This is a genomic window from Haladaptatus sp. CMAA 1909 (assembly GCF_043952005.1).
Lineage (GTDB): Archaea > Halobacteriota > Halobacteria > Halobacteriales > Haladaptataceae > Haladaptatus.
Map to the genome: position 1 here is coordinate 1,048,242 of NZ_JBIOAV010000001.1, position 16,759 is coordinate 1,065,000.

General features: G+C 62.2%; 22 protein-coding genes and 1 pseudogene. 6 read left to right on the forward strand and 17 right to left on the reverse strand.

The annotated features are described in order from the left end of the window. Positions 1-33: 33 nt before the first annotated feature. From ACGYLY_RS05875 to ACGYLY_RS05885, 3 genes are all read right to left on the reverse strand, one after another. Entirely contained in the window at positions 34-816 is a 783-nt protein-coding gene (locus ACGYLY_RS05875; protein WP_395282537.1) for a hypothetical protein, read from the reverse strand. 2 nt (positions 817-818) lie between these two features. Further along, a complete protein-coding gene (locus tag ACGYLY_RS05880) occupies positions 819-1,238 on the reverse strand; it encodes a heme-binding protein (protein WP_395282536.1) in 420 nt (139 codons plus the stop codon). 99 nt (positions 1,239-1,337) lie between these two features. After that, positions 1,338-2,249 (reverse strand): alpha/beta hydrolase, encoded by a 912-nt coding sequence (locus tag ACGYLY_RS05885; protein ID WP_395282535.1) that lies wholly within the window; start codon positions 2,247-2,249, stop codon positions 1,338-1,340. Between the two features lie 53 nt (positions 2,250-2,302). Here ACGYLY_RS05885 and ACGYLY_RS05890 point away from each other — a divergent pair, with 53 nt between their 5' ends. The 3 genes from ACGYLY_RS05890 to ACGYLY_RS05900 all read left to right on the forward strand — a co-directional run bounded on the left by ACGYLY_RS05890 (position 2,303) and on the right by ACGYLY_RS05900 (position 4,894). Beyond that, the gene (locus tag ACGYLY_RS05890; protein ID WP_395282534.1) at positions 2,303-2,839 is read left to right on the forward strand and encodes an NUDIX domain-containing protein; all 537 of its coding nucleotides are present in this window, start codon (positions 2,303-2,305) and stop codon (positions 2,837-2,839) included. A gap of 103 nt (positions 2,840-2,942) precedes the next feature. Further along, positions 2,943-4,193 (forward strand): kynureninase, encoded by a 1,251-nt coding sequence (gene kynU / locus ACGYLY_RS05895; protein WP_395282533.1) that lies wholly within the window; start codon positions 2,943-2,945, stop codon positions 4,191-4,193. 38 nt (positions 4,194-4,231) lie between these two features. Further along, a complete protein-coding gene (locus tag ACGYLY_RS05900) occupies positions 4,232-4,894 on the forward strand; it encodes a helix-turn-helix domain-containing protein (RefSeq protein ID WP_395282532.1) in 663 nt (220 codons plus the stop codon). On the opposite strand, the gene ACGYLY_RS05905 is transcribed toward ACGYLY_RS05900, so the two are convergent. From ACGYLY_RS05905 to ACGYLY_RS05940, 8 genes are all read right to left on the reverse strand, one after another. Then, positions 4,895-5,185 (reverse strand): hypothetical protein, encoded by a 291-nt coding sequence (locus tag ACGYLY_RS05905; protein WP_395282531.1) that lies wholly within the window; start codon positions 5,183-5,185, stop codon positions 4,895-4,897. Next, a complete protein-coding gene (locus tag ACGYLY_RS05910) occupies positions 5,182-5,403 on the reverse strand; it encodes a hypothetical protein (protein ID WP_395282530.1) in 222 nt (73 codons plus the stop codon). Before ACGYLY_RS05910 ends, ACGYLY_RS05905 begins: the two co-directional genes overlap by 4 nt. Before the next feature lie 137 nt (positions 5,404-5,540). Beyond that, positions 5,541-7,112, reverse strand: coding sequence for an AAA family ATPase (locus tag ACGYLY_RS05915; RefSeq protein WP_395282529.1), 1,572 nt, complete (start codon positions 7,110-7,112; stop codon positions 5,541-5,543). Positions 7,113-7,291: 179 nt separating this feature from the next. Beyond that, entirely contained in the window at positions 7,292-8,131 is an 840-nt protein-coding gene (locus ACGYLY_RS05920; protein ID WP_395284146.1) for a VOC family protein, read from the reverse strand. 64 nt (positions 8,132-8,195) lie between these two features. Continuing rightward, on the reverse strand, positions 8,196-8,846 hold the full coding sequence (locus tag ACGYLY_RS05925) for a winged helix-turn-helix transcriptional regulator (protein ID WP_395282528.1): 651 nt from the start codon (positions 8,844-8,846) through the stop codon (positions 8,196-8,198). A gap of 45 nt (positions 8,847-8,891) precedes the next feature. Beyond that, positions 8,892-9,962 (reverse strand): glutamate--cysteine ligase, encoded by a 1,071-nt coding sequence (locus ACGYLY_RS05930; RefSeq protein ID WP_395282527.1) that lies wholly within the window; start codon positions 9,960-9,962, stop codon positions 8,892-8,894. 45 nt (positions 9,963-10,007) lie between these two features. Then, positions 10,008-10,643 (reverse strand): fibrillarin-like rRNA/tRNA 2'-O-methyltransferase, encoded by a 636-nt coding sequence (locus tag ACGYLY_RS05935; RefSeq protein WP_395282526.1) that lies wholly within the window; start codon positions 10,641-10,643, stop codon positions 10,008-10,010. Beyond that, positions 10,640-11,500, reverse strand: coding sequence for an NOP5/NOP56 family protein (locus ACGYLY_RS05940; protein WP_395282525.1), 861 nt, complete (start codon positions 11,498-11,500; stop codon positions 10,640-10,642). The genes ACGYLY_RS05935 and ACGYLY_RS05940 overlap by 4 nt, the downstream gene beginning before the upstream one ends. Positions 11,501-11,679: 179 nt before the next feature. Here ACGYLY_RS05940 and ACGYLY_RS05945 point away from each other — a divergent pair. Together ACGYLY_RS05945 and ACGYLY_RS05950 are read left to right on the forward strand one after the other, a co-directional pair. Then, positions 11,680-12,096, forward strand: a pseudogene (locus ACGYLY_RS05945) (class I SAM-dependent methyltransferase); the annotation flags it as partial. Between the two features lie 353 nt (positions 12,097-12,449). Beyond that, positions 12,450-12,839: a methylated-DNA--[protein]-cysteine S-methyltransferase gene (locus tag ACGYLY_RS05950; protein ID WP_395282524.1), complete on the forward strand. Its 390-nt coding sequence runs from the start codon at positions 12,450-12,452 to the stop codon at positions 12,837-12,839. Here the strand turns inward: ACGYLY_RS05950 and ACGYLY_RS05955 are convergent, their stop codons facing one another. From ACGYLY_RS05955 to paaA, 6 genes are all read right to left on the reverse strand, one after another. Beyond that, the gene (locus ACGYLY_RS05955) at positions 12,840-13,052 is read right to left on the reverse strand and encodes a DUF2196 domain-containing protein (protein WP_395282523.1); all 213 of its coding nucleotides are present in this window, start codon (positions 13,050-13,052) and stop codon (positions 12,840-12,842) included. It abuts the gene before it with no gap. 163 nt (positions 13,053-13,215) lie between these two features. Next, positions 13,216-13,383 (reverse strand): 1,2-phenylacetyl-CoA epoxidase subunit PaaE, encoded by a 168-nt coding sequence (gene paaE / locus ACGYLY_RS05960; protein ID WP_395282522.1) that lies wholly within the window; start codon positions 13,381-13,383, stop codon positions 13,216-13,218. After that, on the reverse strand, positions 13,380-13,847 hold the full coding sequence (gene paaD / locus ACGYLY_RS05965) for a 1,2-phenylacetyl-CoA epoxidase subunit PaaD (protein WP_395282521.1): 468 nt from the start codon (positions 13,845-13,847) through the stop codon (positions 13,380-13,382). Before paaD ends, paaE begins: the two co-directional genes overlap by 4 nt. Continuing rightward, positions 13,840-14,685, reverse strand: a complete 846-nt coding sequence (gene paaC / locus ACGYLY_RS05970; RefSeq protein WP_395282520.1) for a 1,2-phenylacetyl-CoA epoxidase subunit PaaC — start codon at positions 14,683-14,685, stop codon at positions 13,840-13,842. Before paaC ends, paaD begins: the two co-directional genes overlap by 8 nt. Beyond that, complete coding sequence (gene paaB, locus ACGYLY_RS05975; RefSeq protein WP_231183321.1) at positions 14,685-15,005, reverse strand: 1,2-phenylacetyl-CoA epoxidase subunit PaaB; 321 nt, start codon at positions 15,003-15,005, stop codon at positions 14,685-14,687. Before paaB ends, paaC begins: the two co-directional genes overlap by 1 nt. Before the next feature lies 1 nt (position 15,006). Further along, the gene (paaA, locus tag ACGYLY_RS05980) at positions 15,007-15,948 is read right to left on the reverse strand and encodes a 1,2-phenylacetyl-CoA epoxidase subunit PaaA (RefSeq protein WP_395282519.1); all 942 of its coding nucleotides are present in this window, start codon (positions 15,946-15,948) and stop codon (positions 15,007-15,009) included. 84 nt (positions 15,949-16,032) lie between these two features. Between paaA and ACGYLY_RS05985 the strand changes: the two genes are divergently transcribed. Continuing rightward, positions 16,033-16,674, forward strand: coding sequence for a helix-turn-helix domain-containing protein (locus ACGYLY_RS05985; RefSeq protein WP_395282518.1), 642 nt, complete (start codon positions 16,033-16,035; stop codon positions 16,672-16,674). The last annotated feature ends 85 nt before the right edge of the window (positions 16,675-16,759 follow it).

Sequence of the window (16,759 nt, forward strand, 5' to 3'; positions counted from 1 at the left end):
CCACTCACGACGTCGTTTCGCCATCCCGTCGGGTCATTCCGTTTTCGGAACTTCGAGTTCGACGAGATGGGTATCACAATGGTCACAGACCGAAGAGAAGACGGTTTGAGACGGCTGGCAACAGGAATCTACTTCCTCCGTTCCCCGCGAAAGTGGTTCCCCGCACGCCGGACACCGGGATAGGAAGGCTCGCAACCCCGTGAGCGTCTCCTCACGGCGTTCGGGCGACAGGTGCCGCCACGCCTCGCTTCGGTCCTCCAACACCGTTCCTGCCGCAACGTCGGCGACGAGCGCCGCCGCCGAGGGCCAGCGGACGAGGAGCGAACCGGTGACGACGGCATGTTCGCCGAGGGACGACATGGAATCGGCCTCGACGCCCAAGAGGTCCGCGATGTCCGCCTGCTCGACTTCTTCGGGACGGGTCGATTCGACGCGTTCGCGCCACGCCGTCCGAAAGTCCGCGTCGAGACACGCCGCTTCGTCGGGCGCTTTCTCGTCGCACGGAACGACGATTCCCATGGTGGTCAACTGGCCGCTCTCTTTCAGTTGGAATCCCGACGATGAACGAGGTTCCTTGCCGAACAGTCGAAGCGCTTCGTCCGGGAGATATCTCGCCGTCAGCCTCGGCGTTCCGGGAACGAGATAGCCGCGAAGGTAGATGACGGCGAAGGACGCGAAAAGCACCGCCGCTCCGAGGAGCAACGACCCGAACGCCGCGAGTAGCGAACTGACGGCGACCGCGATAACGAGGTTGAGAACGGTACAGGGAACACACCGGTTTTCGCCGGTGTACTCCGGTTGCCGTATCGACCGCACGATCAGTGGACGAGCGTCTGGAACTGCTCGATACCCGCCCGCGCGACGGTCATGTCCTCGTCCACTTGGCCGCCGCTCGACGCTATCGTCCCGACGATTTCGCCGTCACGTTCAAGCGGGAACCCGCCGCCGAACACCACGATTCTGTTGTCGTCGGTAGTCTGGAGGCCGTACAACGAGTTCCCGGGTTGTGACGGTTCGGCGAGTTCGTGCGTCGGCATTTCGAGCGCGGCGGACGTGTACGCCTTATTCCGCGAGATGTTGACGCTCGCCAGCCACGCGTCGTCCATCCGGTGCTGTGCGATGAGGTTTCCGTCCGGATTGGCGACGGTGATGACGGATGGAACGCCGATTTCGTCGGCCTTCTGTTCCGCTGCGTCTATCAACTGTTTCGCCGTTTCTAACGAGATATTCTCGGTCATAGTTCCCCCTCAGCGTCCTCGGTAGGGAGTCGCCTAAGCGTTGTGGCGGACGCTCCGTCTTGCTTTTTTGCCTACTGACGCTCCCGAACGACGGCCCTCTCACATCGTCCGAAGCGACTCGGCGACCGCGTCCATCGCGTCGTCTGCCGTCGTCACGTCGCCGGTGAGGCTGAGAAAGCCGTGTGCCATCCCGGGATAGTGGTCGTGTTCGACCGCGACGTCGGCGTCGGCGAGTCGCTCGGCGTACGCGATACCTTCGTCCCGAAGCGGGTCGTGACCGCACGTGACGACCGTCGCCGGCGGGAGGTCGGAGAGGTCACGCGCACGAAGCGGCGACGCGAAGGGATTTTCGCCGTCAATCGGGCTTCGAAGGTAGTGGTTCCAGAACCACTCCATGTCCGCCCGCGAGAGGAGCGGGCCGTCGCCGTTCTCCTCGTACGATTCGGTATCGAAGGCGTGGTCGGTGATGGGATACAGGAGGCCCTGGTGGGAGAGTTCCGGCCCGTCGAAGTCGCGTGCGTAGAGTGCCGTTACGGCGGCGAGGTTCCCTCCGGCGCTCGTACCCGCGACGCCCAGTCGTTCGAGGTCGCCGCCGAACGTGGCCGCGTTCTCGGCGACCCATTCGAGCGCGGCGACGGCGTCGTCCACCCCCGCCGGGAACGGGTGTTCCGGCGCGAGTCGATAGTCCACGGAGACGACGACGCAGTCGGTACGGTTCGCCAGTTCGCGGCACACGCCGTCGATGGAATCGAGAGTGCCGAGGGTCCACCCGCCGCCGTGGTAGAACACCACGACTGGCGCATCCTGCACGTCGGGACGATACACCCGAATCGGGATTTCCCCGCGGGGGCCGGGTATCGAGAGGTCGCGCACGAACTCGACGGACGCGCGGTCGTCGGCGGTGAACACTTCGTCCTCGACGCGTCGCGCGCTCTCGACGGACAGGGCGTGCCACGGCGGAACGCCCATCGCCTCGATTCGGGACACTGCCTCGGCCATCTCGTCTTCCATACCGACTTCTGCCCGGCAAGGGAGTTATAGCTTCAGCCCGCGAACGTCGAATCATGTCGCTCGAAGCGCGAACCCGCGAGGCCACGACGGATAGCCTCCGTCGGCTTCGAAACGCATACGGGATGTTTCCCGTCCACGACGAACGAGTCGAAAACGATCCCGAATATTTCGAACGCGGACGACGGAAGGCCGAGAACGGATGGCTCGGGTCCGCCGCCGTCTGGACGTCCGATTCGAAGGACCGAGTGGTGATGATTCGCCATCCGAACGCACCCGACGCGTGGGGCGTCCCCGGCGGCGGTCACGAACCCGGCGAGACACTCTCCGAGACGGCCCGCCGCGAGGTACGGGAAGAAACGGGGCTTCGTTGTCGATTGACCGACGTACTGGACGTTCGACGACGGGAGATTTTCCTCGAAACGAACCCCGACGAGCGGTTGTTCTCCCTCTCGGTCCTCTTCTCGGGCGTCTGCGTCGGCGGCGAGTTGGCCGCCGGAAATGACGTGCTGGACGCCCGCTGGTTCGAGTCGCCGCCCGAGAATCTCCTCGATTTCGTGGCGGAACACGCGGAACGGTGGTTCGAGACGTGACTCAAATCGGCCATCGATTTCGCTTCTTCGACGCTCGGTTCACCGCTCCCGAACACCTGACCGGGGAGCGTACAGTGAAGTAGCCGTATCCGAAACGGGAGGTATGGATACGGGCGCGGACGACGCGAGACGACGTGACGAGGCCGACCCGCTCGCCGCCGTCGGGGACCGGTTTTCGGTTCCGGAGGGCGAACTGTACATGGACGGCAACTCGCTCGGCGTGTCTTCGACGGACGCTGAACGGGCGCTGTCGGACGCCGTCGAGGAGTGGAAGGAACTCGGAATCCGCGGCTGGACCGATGCTGACCCGGACTGGTTCCACTACGGGGAACGACTCGGCGACCGACTCGCGCCGTTGGTCGGGGCCGACAGGTCGGAAGTCGTCGTCGGCAACTCCACGACAGTCAACATCCACGCCCTCTTTTCGACGTTCTACGACGGCGGCGACGTGGTCGTGAACGAACTCGACTTCCCGACGGACCACTACGCCATCCGCGCACAGATGCGGAACTCGGGAATCGACCCGGAAGAACGCCTCGTCGTGGTCGAGAGTCGCGACGGGCGAACCATCGAGGAGGAGGACGTCATCGACGCGCTTTCGGACGATACCGCGATTTTGTTCATGCCGTCGGTACTCTACCGGAGCGGGCAGTTGTTCGATCTGAAACGACTAACCGAGGCCGCACACGACCACGGCGCGCTTGCCGGGTTCGACCTCGCTCACTCCATCGGCGCGGTTCCACACCGACTCTCCGAGTGGGACGTGGATTTCGCCGTTTGGTGTAGCTACAAATACCTGAACGCCGGACCGGGTGCGGTCGCGGGGTTGTACGTCAACGAGCGTCACTTCGGGACCGAACCCGGACTCGCCGGGTGGTGGGGGCACGACAAGGAGACGCAGTTCGAGATGGCGACGACGTTCACGCCCGCCGAGGACGCGGGAGCGTGGCAGGTCGGAACGATTCCCGTGTTCAGCGCCGCTCCCCTGTGGGGGTCGCTCGAACCGTTCGAGGAGGTCGGTATCGACGCCGTTCGGGAAAAATCGCTGGCGCTCACGGAGTACCTCATCGAGGTGATAGACGACCTGCCGGAGTATCGCGTCGGCACGCCACACGACCCCGAACGACGGGGCGGGCACGTCGCCATCGAACACGAGGAGGCGTACCGAATCGGCGAGGCGCTCAAAGAACGGGGCGTCGTCGTCGATTTCCGCCCGCCGAACGTGATCAGAGTGTGCCCCGCACCGCTATACGTGGGCTTTCACGACGTGTGGCGGGTCGGGAAACACTTGCGCGAAATCGCCGAGACGGCCGAATACGAAACGTTCGACCGCCGCGGTGGCGGGGTGACGTAGCCATAGGACGTATTACGGTCGCTGACATTCGTTTTCGTATGAGTACTATCGCGGAAATAGAACTCCCCGCGAAGGAGTTCGCGCTCAGGACAGCTTTGGAGCGTGTGCCGGAAGCCGAATTCGATGTCGTTCGCGTGGCGGCACACGACGCGGACCACGTCATGCCCTACTTGTGGGTGTCGGCGGACGATTTGGAGGAACTGGACACGGCACTTCGGGAGGACAACAGCATCGACGAGTTGGCGCTCATCGAGGACCTCGACGACGAGCGACTGTATCGAATGCACTGGGTCGAACAGATTCACGTCGTCATCCACGTCCTCGTCGAGGAGGAAGCGACCATCCTAAACCTCCACGGCAAGGACGACCGGTGGCGGCTTCGAATCCTCTTTCCCGACCGCGACTCGCTGTCGGCGACGTACGACTTCTGTCAGGACACGGGACTCTCGGTGGACGTGCGCAACATCTACGAGATAAGCGACACGCGCCACGGTCTGTACGGACTGACCGAAGAACAGCACGAGACGCTGATGATGGCGCTCGAAGCGGGCTACTACGACGTTCCGCGGGACTCCACGGCGGACGATCTCGCCGGGGACCTCAGCATCTCCCATCAAGCGGTCTCCGAGCGACTTCGCCGCGGCCATCGGAGCCTCGTGAAAAACGCACTCGCACTCTCCCCGAACGACGGACGCGAATAATCAGGCGTCGTTCATCCGACGGACCGTTTCCTCGCCGCACTCCATGCAGACGCTCACACGGTACGGTTCGCGCGAGAACGAACTGTGTTCGGCCTGTTCGTTCTCGGTTTTGATCTCGATGCGTACTTCGTGGGGTGTTTCGGCCACGCAGGCGTCACACTCCTCTATTCTGTCCGCGTTTTCCATCCCCGCTGCATCTCGATGTGCCTCCCGCTCGTTCCGCTCTTCGTTCCCGTGCTCGTTTCGCGGTTCTTCCTTCTCCGTTCGATTTCGTCGTGGTGTTGCGGTCATTGGAATTCGACCTCTTCTTCGACGTTCTTTCGGAAAGCGAGACAGTCGAGCCAAAACCGTTGGAGGTCGCTCTTCGGCCCTCTCCCCTCGTGTTGTGGTTTCCCGTACAATCGCTCCGGGTCGGCACCGCCACCGACCTCGTGCTGTGGGTCGCCGTACAGACGACGTTCGTCGTCCGACTCCGAAGACTCGGACGACGTGTAACCCACTCGTGTCATGGTCATGAGTCCTCTCTCTACCAAAAACAAACGTCCGCGGACGCAGGTGACTCTTGCCTGCAACCGCAAGCGGATGAAAAGGGTTCGACCGTCGTTCGGGAGCGGAAAAGCTATACGACGAAGAACGGGGGAAGCGGTCAGTTCCCGCCGAACACCGAACCGAGTTGGTCGCGCCACTCGTTCACTTCCTTCAGTTCGCTTTCGATGTTCTCGATGTCCGCTCGAAGGGTTTCGACCTTCTCGTCCATGCGCGTCTCCGTGGCCGCGACGGAGTCCGAAAGTTCGGAGACGTCGTCCGAAACCTCACCGATCATTCCTTCGAGCGAACCGAGCGTCTCGAAGTCATCCCTGAGGTCTTCGAGTTCGTCGTCCAACGCGGACGCTTCTTGCGTGTTCGTCGCGACGAGGTCCTCCAAGTCGTCCAGTTGCGATTCGAGTCCGTCGAGGGTGGAATCGAGTTCGCCCAGTTCGTCCATATCGTCCTCGAGGGCTTCGATGTCGCTTTCGAGGCCCGTTTCGAGGCTCTCGACGGTCGTCTCGAAGTCGGCGACGCGGGCGCGCGCCCGTGAACTCTCGTCCTTCGCGTTCTCGATTTCGTCGTCCATCTCGTCGAGTTCGGCGCGAACCGACTCGACCTCGGTTTCGAACCCGTCGATGAGGGTTTTCGCCGTTCCGTTGTCGTCAATGAACTCCTCCAGCGCCTCGGTGTACGCCGCGAGGTCGTCCACCCGCGACTGGAGGTGACGGATACGAACGTTCGTACTCTCCGGCGTGTCCAAATCGAGCTCCTGCTGGATGAGTTTGAGGTCGGCACCGTTCACTTCCCCGGCACGAATTTCGTCCGCGAGGGCTGCCGCGACGCTTCCGGGACGCGGCGGCGACACGGTCAGTTCGTCCGACGTCTCCTCGGGTGCTTCGATGATGTCCTCGCTCCCCCCAAGGCCGCCGGCCACGGCGTCGGGTTCGTTCACCGGCTCGTCGAACGGACCGCCGGTCGCATCATCGAGGTCGTCGGCGTCGTCGAGCGAGGACTCCTCGAAGTCGTCCTCGGGTTCGACTTCGATCGAACCGTTCACTTCGCCTACACCCTCCGCGTCACCATCCGACGCATCCGAAAGCGGGTCGTCTTCGGACGCGTCCACGGTGGAAGCGAGCGGGTCGTTTCCGTCATCGGCGAGTGGGTCCGCCGCATCGTCGTTCGCTTCGGACTCGTCGAGGCCGGGAAGCCCGCTGTCGCCCGTGATGACGTCGCGAACGACCTGGCTGCTGTCCTCGGAGACGATGTCGGTGATTGTGTGTTCCTCCATGCGCTCTTCGCCCTGTCCTTTCGCGTCGCCCGTGACCGGCGTCACCTCTTCGAGTTCCGGTTCGATGAGGAACTTCTCGGCGTCCGACCAGTCGGACAGTCGAATCCCGTACACCGTCGTTAGCGATTCGTTGGGTTCGAGCGTTCGTTCGAACTGCACTCGGTGGTCCTTGTAGGCCGTCCAGTTCTCGTTTTCGTATTCCGGGTGAAACCCCACGTTGTCCATCGGAAAGTCGTCCGGGATTCGGTCGGTGAGACGAACCGTCACCGCGTCATCGTGGTCGGACTGCAGTTCGAAGCGAATCGCCGGGACCGCGAACTCCTCTCCATCGAACGATTTTTCTATCGTAACCCCGCCTTCCGAACCCGAAATCACTTCGTTCCCGCTGCTGAAATCACTCATACTGTTCACATCCGAGAATGGATATATAAATCATGCGCCAAGAAAAGTGACTGTTTCCAGTTTGTATCGGAACATATCCGTTTCGATAACAGATACGATGAGTCACTACCGCTCGAAACGCCATCGATAGGTACACAGTCGCCAGATTTCTGCCGTACCAAAAAATTCCCTATCAGAAATCAATCTCTGGCTAGAATATTTACTTTTATACCGTCGGAATCTGTCACTTCGATACCGGTTTCCCCCGATGTGACGTCGATACCGCTCGCAGTGAACCGCTCCCGAATCCGGTCGAGTGCTGAGTCGTCGGGAACGACGAGTTCGAACCACAGCAACCCGCACCCTTCGACCGGTTCCGTTCGGTCGTTCCACGTGTTCAGACCGATGTGGTGATGATAGTCGTCGGCCGCGAGAAAGAGCGCCGACGGGCCGAATCGCTGTCGAACCCGCATTCCCAACGTTTCGACGTAGAACTCCCGCGCGGCCGCGAGGGACGACACTTCGAGGTGGACGTGTCCGACGACGGTTCCGGGTGGGACGTTTTTCGCCCCCGTCGCGTGACTCCGGAGTTCGTCGATATCGAGCGGCAGCGTTTCCATTTGCACCAGTCCGTCCTCGGAGAGCGGCCACTCCGCGCGCGGACGGTCACGATATATTTCGATTCCGTTCCCCTCCGGGTCCGTGAGATAGAGCGCTTCGCTCACGCGATGGTCGGACGCACCGGACAACTCCCACCCGTCCTCGATACGGACGAGCGCGTCCGCCAACGCGCTCCGTGACGGGACGAGAAACGCGGTATGGAACAGCCCCGCTTCCTGCCGCTTTCGTTCGGAGGCGTCCGAATCCGCGACTAGTTCCAGCAACGGGACGTCGACAGCGCCGAGAACGGCGGTTCCGTCGGTTTTCCGCAGGCGTTCGAGTCCGACGACGGTTTCGTAAAACCGACTCATCCGGTCGAGCGCATTCACTCGCAGAGCGACGCGGCCGACGGTCGTTTCGGGGGATATCCCCGACTCCATGTCGGTCATTATCGTGTGAATAGTCGAGTGAGAAGACCGTATAGCTTTCCACGCGACAGGGGGATTACTCCTCGTCCGATTCGGTGGCGTCCGGTTCGGTATCGTCGTCACCGGTCTCGCTCACGTCGGCCACGTCGCTTGCGTCTTCTCCCCCCGTTTCTACATCGTCCGAGATGTCCTCGACTTCGATACTGACGGGTTCCGTCTCGGACACCTCGTCGTTCAGGTGGCTGTCTAGGTTGAACACCGTGTTGAGTTCCTGTTGGACCTGATCAACGATGCCGCCGACGAGTTCGCTCGGCGCGATAGCGGTGTACTCGTAGGGGTTGTTTCCGGCACCCGAACTCTCGCGCTTCTCGCGCGAGACGTTTTCCTCTTCGTGAAGTTCGGCGAGCGATTCGCGAACCGTGCTCGGATACAGACCCGTCCCTTCCGCGATTTCCTCGCTCGTACTTCCCGGATTCTGCCGGAGATAGACGTAGATTCGCGCGCGCGTCTCCGTGTCGAGTACCCACGAAAGCAGATCCACGATACCTTGGTCGAACCCTTCGACCGCACGGTCCGCCTCCTCTCCGATGCGTTTTCGGCCGCGTGAAAACGGCTTTTCTTCCTCCGTCGCTCCCTCGTCCAGTTCGTCTCCGCCCGTATCCACGGGTATCTCGTCGCCCGTTTCCTCGGCGTCGTTTCGGTCGTTATCGGCATCGTCCCCAGTCATGTCGTTATCAGAAGGACAAAAGTCGGTGCCGGGTAAAAAACTTGCCTACAGCAGAAGGGACTCACACAGCGTCTCGAAGCCCTCCTGCTCGTTGAGTCGCCGCTGACACGCCGCGCCGCTCTCCCCGTCGTAGATGTCGCCGATGCCCGTAACGCCGAGGCGGTCACACTCGCGGTTGACTACGTCGCCGAGCGAGATTTCGCCATCGCAGTCACGGTCGATGAACGAGGCATCGTGGCCGTAGCGCAGTGCTCGCCACTTGTTCTCGTCCAGCAGTTCGCGGCGGTGACAGTAGCCGGATTCGCCGTCCTCGTATCGTTCCACGAGGTCCGTCACGAGCGCGTGGGTGTACTCCACGAAGGCGAGTACGCGCTCCGGGTCGGCCTGTCCGTCGGGGGTTCTGACTTCGACAGTTCCGTGCCCCGAGTGGGGGCGCACATCGTACCAGAGTTCGCCGCGATCGTTTATCGACTCCGTTTCGACCATCGTCCGTTCGAACTGCGAGAACGCCTCGTAATCCTTGAAGTAGGTCGGCATACCGGTGTTCGGCAGCGCTTCGAATATCTTGGCTCGCGCGGACTGCAAACCGGTGTCGTAGCCGTTCCAGTACGGCGAGTTGGCCGACAGGGCCAGCATGACGGGGAGATACCAACGGATTTCGTTCGCCACCCAGACGGCGGCGTCCGCGTCGTCCACGCCGACGTGAACGTGAAGCCCGGCAGTCGTATTGCGGTGTTGTGGGTACTGAATCCGGTCGAGTTGCGCACGGTAGCGCGGTTTATCGGCGTGGTCGAGTTCCCGCCACTTCGCGCCGGGATGAAGGCCCGCCGCCGCGATACCGAACCCCTGTGACCCGGCGTGTTCCACAAGGGCCTCACGAACGCGTCGGACGTCATCGTCCACGTCCGAAAGCGTCGTCTTCGGCGTCTGTGTCTCGATGACGCATTTGAACAGTTCGTGGTCCAGTCGACCGTCGAGAAGTTCTGGTGGGTCGGTCCCATAGACGAGTTCGTCAGTGCCAGCAGTTGGGACGCCTCGTTCGTCGACGACGTAGAACTCCTCTTCGACGCCGAGCGTCCCCATATCGGTGAAATTCTCGGCCGAACCCAAATCCATTTTTCGAGATTTAGCCACGGGACACGTAAATACTTCCGGTGACGGTTACACCTTCCGGGGAATCGCGACGACGCCGAGGTGGTCCACGTGGAACGGTTCCAGCCGTCTGGTTTCGAGGATTTCGTATCCCTCCCGCAGCGTATCGAGCGCGCCTTCGAACACGGTATCGGGGTCGCTCGCAACGTCCTCGCTTCGAGCCTTGATGGCGAGGAGCAATCGGCCGTCCTCCCTGAGGAATCGTGCGTTTTCACAGGCGACGCGCGCCTGTCCTCGCGTCGCCACGTCCTGAACCAGCATGTCCACGTCCGATTCGACGACGTGTGCGTAGGTCTCGGGTTTTCGAGCGTCCTTCAGCAGGGGAAAGAGGTTTTCACGCGTATCAACCGCATCGAGGAGGTCCCGCGTCGGACGCGGTGCGAACTCGACTGCGTACGTCGCCCCCGAGAAATCGGCGACGTGGCTCACCGTCGTACCGCTCGCAGCACCGAGATAGAGGATCGTCTCGTCGCCCTCCAATCCGGTGTCCATGCCGTGTTCCAACATCGCAGCCAACTTCGAACGCCGCGCGTCCCAACAGCGCCAGTCGCCGTCGGTCGGTTCGCCGTAAACCGGCAGTCCCTCGGTCGCCAGTCGGTCGCCGCCGCCGAACTCTCGCCGTTCGACGCCATCCGGGAGCGTCATTCCACACCCCGCGACTGAATCGCGTCCATCCGACGGTCGAGTTCCTCCTTCAGGTCCGGGTTGTGTTCGCCCGAATAGTGGTCGATTCGCGCGGCGATGACGAGTTTCCCGGACAGGGTGCGTGCCGCCGACCCGCGCTGGTTCGGTGGGGCAGCTCGAACCGCTTCGTGCGTGTAGATGATGCCGTGTTTCGGCGAGGAGGCGTGCCCGCGGAGGTGGGCGAACAGCGCGTTTTCGGCCCCGAGCACCTGCACCGTCCCGCCCGGCATCTTTGCCAACGGTTCGAGACCGCCCGCCAGCGCGATGAGTCGCGCGGCGAGCACCGGGTCGGCGAGCGTCGCGAGGTTCGGCGCGACTGCCGGTGACTGCCGCTCGACGAACGACCTGAGTTCGTCGCGTTCCGCGGCGAGGTCCGCGACCCGCCCCGCGAGCGAAACGAGGCGCTCTTCGACCGGCGTTTCGGGGTCGCTCTCGGCCAATTCGCGGGCGTATTCCACGCCCGTTCCGGCGTCGGGATACAGCGTTCCCGCCCACTCCGCGACGCGCTCCGCGAGTTCGTTCGCCTCCGACTCGCAGTCGTCCATCGCTCGTACCGCGTGAACGAGTTGCTTGTCGTCCGCCCGTTCGCGTTCCGTCACCGCTTCTCGCGTCGCACGGATGGTCGCCTCCCGAAGCATCGCGTAGTAGTCCGCTTCGTCCTCCGCGAATCCGGTTTCGACGGCCCGTTCCGGCCAATCCGCCGGTTCGTCGGCACGTCCCTCTCGGATGGAGCGCGCTCCGGCATCCACGTCGTCCGATTCGACGCCCGTGAACCACCCCGTTTCGCCACCCGTCTCCTCGGCGTCCGATTCGGTCATGGCTGTGGCTTGTGCGCCTTCTCGTTTAAACCTACGTTTACGGACGCTGTGGTCGCTGTTCGACTCGGTATGGAGCAATCGAATCCGCTTCGTCGAGAAAAACGAAGGCGTTCGACCGTTCACTCAACCCTTTTCGTCCTGATACGAGTAGTTAAGACCCGTCACCAGAGTTGGAACCTATGGCCGGTCTCTACGCGAATCCTGACTACTACGAGATTGCGTTCGATTTCCGCGATGTGGCGGCCGAAGTCGACTTCTTCGAAGCCTGTATCGACCGATTCGGCGAGCGCTCGAACCGAGCGGATTCCGTCCTCGAAATCGCCTGTGGACCGTCCCCGTATCTCCTCGAATTCGACGCCCGAGGCTACGATTTCACCGGGTTGGACAACTCCACGGAGATGATCGCACACTCCATCGAGAAGGCCCGCGAGAACGACATCGAAGCGACGTTCCTCCGACGAGATATGGCGGAGTTTATCCTCCCGAGCGACGTCGATTTCGCGTTCTGTGCGCTCGGGTCGCTGTACCTCGACTCGAACGAGGCGCTACTGTCACACCTCGATTCGATGGCCGACGCGCTGACGCCGGGGTCGCTCTACTGTATCGACGGGTCCATCGACTTCGCCGGCGGAACCTCCTCCCAGAGCGAGTGGGAAACGAGGAAAGGCGAGACGACGGTTCGGTTCGGCATCGAGCATGAACCGATACACACGACCGAACAGTTGGTTCGCCAGACACTGACGACGCGGGTCGAAACGCCCGACGACACTCGTCGCTTCCGCGAGGAGTACATCGTAAAGACGTTCGCCCCACAGGAGTTCCGCATGCTCCTCGAACGAACCGAGTTCGACCACGTGGGATGGTTCGATAGCTTCGACCTCTCGGCCCCGGTCGAAGACTGCGAACCGGGAACGCTTCATCGACCCGTGACGGTCCTCAGGAGGCACTGATGTTCGTGTCCGTGTGGGACTGGGAAATGGAGATCGACGACGCGCTCGTCGCCGAAAGTCCCGAGGAAATCCGGAAGCAAGTGGACGAGTACGTCACGGGCGAACGGGACGCGTTCGACCTCTCGGTCACGTATCCCGACTCCTTCACCGGGCGGGTTATGGCCGCGATGGCCGAGGTGCCGCGCGGCGAGACGCGAACGTACGGCGACATCGCCGGTGTCCTCGACACCGCACCGATAGCGGTCGGACAGGCCTGTGGCCGCAATCCGGTCCCGTTAGTCGTCCCGTGCCACCGCATCGTCGGTGCAAGCGGTTTGGGCGGTTTTTCGGGCGGCGAGGAGAATCGACTCGGATTGAAAGAGCGGTTGCTGTCCCTCGAATCTCGGTAGCTACTCGTCGGGAGCGATGCGTTTGACGCGGCCCGTAATCCCGGACTCCAGTTCCACCTTCACGCCGCCGGGTTCGCTGTGTTCCTCCGAGAGGACCTTGGCGATGTCGCCGCGAAGCGGCTCGGCCTCGTCCGCGTTCTCGGCGTTCGTCTGCTCGATTTCGACGGTCATTCCGCGGCGCAATTCCTCTCGTGTCGGTGTATCTGCGGACATACGACGGACTGCAACGGACGGCGGAAAAAACGTGATGGCCACTTCTCCTATACGTCCGCTTTCGGGACCTTTCTTCGGACTGCGAAAAGGGTTATGTTAACACCGTTCATATCCCCGGATGCGGACCCATCAACACGTCCTTTCGTCGGGACGAACAAAACCCCTACTCGAACTTCTCGAACGGCTGCTCACAGCCGTTACAGTAATGCATCGACCGACAGAGCGACGGCCCCTTCGGATGTTCCCTGTGGGTGTCCGTCGAACCACAATAGGGACACTCCGCACCGCTATCCTCGCCGCTCGTCGTGACGCTGGGGTCGAGTCGTCTCATATGCTCAGTCCGAACTCCCTGAGGTCGTCTTTGCCCTGTTCGGTCACCATCTCGATGGACCATGGCGGGTTCCAGACGAGTTCGAGGTCCGCGTCGGCGACGCCGTCGACGGACGCCACTTCGTCCACGATCTCCTCGGTCAGCATCTTTCGGGCGGGGCATCCGGTGTAGGTCAGCGTCATGATGACGGCGACATTCATTCCGGCGGCGTTGCCGTCTTCGTCACGGGACTCTTCCGGTGTCTCGCACTCCACCCCGTAAATCAGCCCCAAATCGACGATGCTGATGGGCATTTCGGGGTCCTCGATGTCGTACAACGCGTCCCAGACGCGTCGTTCGAGGCCGGTCGCTCCCTCGCCCGTGGCGGGCAAGTCTTCGGGCGAGCGGCCGGTTTCCGAGTAATCGGTGTACGTGCACGCGGTCGGTTCGGAGTCGATGTCGAACTCCTGTGGGTCACTACTCATTGTCCGGGTCCGGCATGATTCGGTGGGCTTCGGTTCGCCCGAGTTCTCGGTAGGTCCGCGTCATCTCGTCGTGAAGGTCGGCCCAGTCGTCGGTATGGCTTCCGTCTCGTCCGATGTCCTCGGGGAGCAGTTCGTCGATGTCGCCGTCCTCGACTTCGGCGGGGAGGTCCACGCCGAGCGACGCGAGGAACGGGACCACGATGTCGAGCCACTGGTCACGCATCGAGTCGAGCGACTCGGTTCGGATTCCGAGTTCGTCGATGTCCTCGCTCGAATCGCCCGCCTCGAACAGCGTCAACGCGTACGGGAACAGTCGGTCGACGGCCGACTGGATGCGTTCCGTTCCCTCGTCGTCGCTCGTCAACCGTTCGAGCCAGTTCTGTGCGTGTTCGCGGTGGTAGTTCTCCTCGCTGAGAACCTTCGCCACGCGGTCAGCGATTCGCGGGTAGGACGTGTCTTCGAGGGCTTCGAGGCGCAGCTTTTCCGCGACGTCGTAGAAGTACCCGCGCACGACGGCGTCCGCCCAGTCGCCGGTTTCGAACGGTCCTTCCACGAGCGTCGAGTGGCGGAAATCCGCGGGGTCGCGCTCGAAGATGAGTTCGGCCTCCGTGTAGCCGAAGTCCTGTAACAGGTCGTACCAGAGTCGAGCGTGACCGAGTTCGTCCTGTGCGATGTTCGAGATGGCGAGGTCGGATTCCAACGTCGGGGATCGAACCTGCCATTCGGTGTAGCGCTCGGCGAGGACGAGTTCGTCGTCCGCGAGTCGGCGAAGCAGATCCTCGACGGCCGCTCGCTCCTCATCGCTCAGTTCGTCCGGTCCCGCGAGCTGTGCCGACATTATGCCTCACTCCGTCGTCGGTCTGCGTCCTCCTGTTCGCTCTCGGAGTCCTCGATTTCCTGTGCGAAACTGGAGTCGATGCGATTGTACGCCATCACCCAGCGGTAGGATTTGTCCGTCGTCCCGCCGAAGGCGGTTTCGTCGGCATCGACCTCGCCGATTTCGTCCTTCGGGACGACCCAGAGGCTGTTGGTCGGCTTGCGCCGCCCGTGTTGGATTTGGGCGAACATGAGCGCCATGTCGCGATCCGGCGCGTGAACGTTTCCGCAGTGGGTGTGATACTTCCCCGCTTCTTCCTGTCGGAACACTTCCCAGATCATGTTAATCGGCCGCCACCGGCGTGTTCGAACCGCTCGATTCCCAGTCGTCCAGTACCGTACGGACCCATTCCGCTGCGTCCTGTGCGTTCTTGCGGCCGTTTATCTGGCCGATGCCGGGTTCGTAGCTGTTCTTCGCGATTTTGAAGAACTCGTCCCAGTCGAGGTCGTCTTCGCGCACCTTGTACGTGCCCGTCTCCTCGTCGCGCTCGATACGCGGTTCGTCGGGGATTTCGAGTCCGTACTTCTTCGCCTTCGGGATGTAGGCGTTGAGGAACGCGTTGCGGAGATCGTCGTTCGACATCGTCTTCAGTCCGACGTCGGCGGAGAAGTCGTGATGCGTGCTCTTGTCGTTGGTCGGCCCGAAGAACTGGATGATGCGCGGCCACCACTCCTCGAAGGCCTCCTGCATGAGTTCCTGTTCCTTCTTCGACCCCATGGAGAGTTCGCGCATGATGTCCTCGCCGTGCTTGACGTGGAAGCCCTCCTCGAAGCACACCTTGTCCATGGCGTGCGCGTAGGGTTCCCAACTCGTACGCTTCAGCGTCGCCTGCCGGCGCATCGCCGCGCCGTCCACGAAGAAGGCGATCATCGGGGTCTCCCACCAGTTCTCCATCGGGTAGTGGAAACAGTTCAGGAACTTCCCCTCCCCGTTCGCCAACTCGTCGAGCATTTCGTCGCGGGTCTTGATGCCGAGCGATTCGGCGGCCCGGTAGAGGAGTTGCCCGTGGCCGATTTCGTCCTGTACCTTCGCGCTGCAGGCGAGTTTTCGGTCGAGGCTCGGCGCTTGTCGGATGAAGGGGCGTTCGAGATACGCGCCCATGATTTCGGAGTTCGCGTGGAACTGAATCATCCGGGTCGCCGCCTTCCGGTACTCCTCCGGCATGTCGTCCTTCGGACTGAACTGCCGGGGTCCGGCCCGCTCCTTGACTGTCTCGATGTCCATGGTCGTTAATTATCGACCCCGACCCATACCAATTCGCCCGCCCATAGACGGGGTTTAAATACGGAGGGCTCCTACAATCACGGCATGATTGACGAGTGTCTCGTTGTCGAATTCGCCGTGACGGGCGATGACTGTCCGCTCGCCGAGGCATCACGCAAGACGGGGACGCGAATCGATTGTCAACCACCGCAACACCGCGACGACGGCTACACCCTCCTCCGATTTAGCGCCCCCACAGAAAACGGGGGTCTCATCGACGTCCTCGACGAAGACGATAGAATCCGATACCTACACGTCTCCACGACGGACGGCCGGCAGAACTTCCGCTGTCTCTCGAAACACGCCTGCGTCGTCCACCAACTGACCAACGTCGGGTTCATGGCAGAATCGGTTCGCTATCACGACGGCAACGCGAAGTTTACGGGTGCGGTCGTCGGCCACGACGTCCTCCAGGGGGTCCTCGCCGCCGCCGGTGAGACGGTCGGCATGCGACTGGAACGCGTCCACCAACTCGGTTCCGAGGACGAGGACGTCGTGGCCCAGCAGTGGGACGTGACACCGGCACAGGAACGCGCGCTCAGAACCGCATTGGAATCGGGCTACTTCAGCGTCCCACGCGAAACGACCGCGAGCGGTGTGGCCGACGAGCTGGGAATCAGCAAGTCGGCGTTTTTAGAGCGACTCCACCGCGCCGAACGGTCGATGTTCACGCAGATATTCGCGTGACCCGACATACATCCACCGTTCGAATGGACTCGGAAACCGAGAGATGAAACGAGAAGGAGGGCAACCGTATGATTCTTCGAACAGC

Bases quoted from the DNA above. Each gene is read 5' to 3' on its own strand.
- paaA (WP_395282519.1), bottom strand. From the start codon at position 15,948: ATGGACATCGAGACAGTCAAGGAGCGGGCCGGACCCCGGCAGTTCAGT.
- ACGYLY_RS05950 (WP_395282524.1), top strand. From the start codon at position 12,450: ATGTTCGTGTCCGTGTGGGACTGGGAAATGGAGATCGACGACGCGCTC.
- ACGYLY_RS05900 (WP_395282532.1), top strand. From the start codon at position 4,232: ATGAGTACTATCGCGGAAATAGAACTCCCCGCGAAGGAGTTCGCGCTC.
- paaD (WP_395282521.1), bottom strand. From the start codon at position 13,847: ATGAGTAGTGACCCACAGGAGTTCGACATCGACTCCGAACCGACCGCG.
- ACGYLY_RS05905 (WP_395282531.1), bottom strand. From the start codon at position 5,185: ATGACCGCAACACCACGACGAAATCGAACGGAGAAGGAAGAACCGCGA.
- ACGYLY_RS05925 (WP_395282528.1), bottom strand. From the start codon at position 8,846: ATGACTGGGGACGATGCCGATAACGACCGAAACGACGCCGAGGAAACG.
- ACGYLY_RS05885 (WP_395282535.1), bottom strand. From the start codon at position 2,249: ATGGAAGACGAGATGGCCGAGGCAGTGTCCCGAATCGAGGCGATGGGC.
- ACGYLY_RS05890 (WP_395282534.1), top strand. From the start codon at position 2,303: ATGTCGCTCGAAGCGCGAACCCGCGAGGCCACGACGGATAGCCTCCGT.
- ACGYLY_RS05940 (WP_395282525.1), bottom strand. From the start codon at position 11,500: ATGACCGAATCGGACGCCGAGGAGACGGGTGGCGAAACGGGGTGGTTC.
- paaB (WP_231183321.1), bottom strand. From the start codon at position 15,005: ATGATCTGGGAAGTGTTCCGACAGGAAGAAGCGGGGAAGTATCACACC.
- ACGYLY_RS05915 (WP_395282529.1), bottom strand. From the start codon at position 7,112: ATGAGTGATTTCAGCAGCGGGAACGAAGTGATTTCGGGTTCGGAAGGC.
- ACGYLY_RS05920 (WP_395284146.1), bottom strand. From the start codon at position 8,131: ATGGAGTCGGGGATATCCCCCGAAACGACCGTCGGCCGCGTCGCTCTG.
- paaE (WP_395282522.1), bottom strand. From the start codon at position 13,383: ATGAGACGACTCGACCCCAGCGTCACGACGAGCGGCGAGGATAGCGGT.
- kynU (WP_395282533.1), top strand. From the start codon at position 2,943: ATGGATACGGGCGCGGACGACGCGAGACGACGTGACGAGGCCGACCCG.
- ACGYLY_RS05935 (WP_395282526.1), bottom strand. From the start codon at position 10,643: ATGACGCTCCCGGATGGCGTCGAACGGCGAGAGTTCGGCGGCGGCGAC.
- ACGYLY_RS05930 (WP_395282527.1), bottom strand. From the start codon at position 9,962: ATGGATTTGGGTTCGGCCGAGAATTTCACCGATATGGGGACGCTCGGC.
- paaC (WP_395282520.1), bottom strand. From the start codon at position 14,685: ATGTCGGCACAGCTCGCGGGACCGGACGAACTGAGCGATGAGGAGCGA.
- ACGYLY_RS05880 (WP_395282536.1), bottom strand. From the start codon at position 1,238: ATGACCGAGAATATCTCGTTAGAAACGGCGAAACAGTTGATAGACGCA.
- ACGYLY_RS05985 (WP_395282518.1), top strand. From the start codon at position 16,033: ATGATTGACGAGTGTCTCGTTGTCGAATTCGCCGTGACGGGCGATGAC.
- ACGYLY_RS05955 (WP_395282523.1), bottom strand. From the start codon at position 13,052: ATGTCCGCAGATACACCGACACGAGAGGAATTGCGCCGCGGAATGACC.
- ACGYLY_RS05910 (WP_395282530.1), bottom strand. From the start codon at position 5,403: ATGACACGAGTGGGTTACACGTCGTCCGAGTCTTCGGAGTCGGACGAC.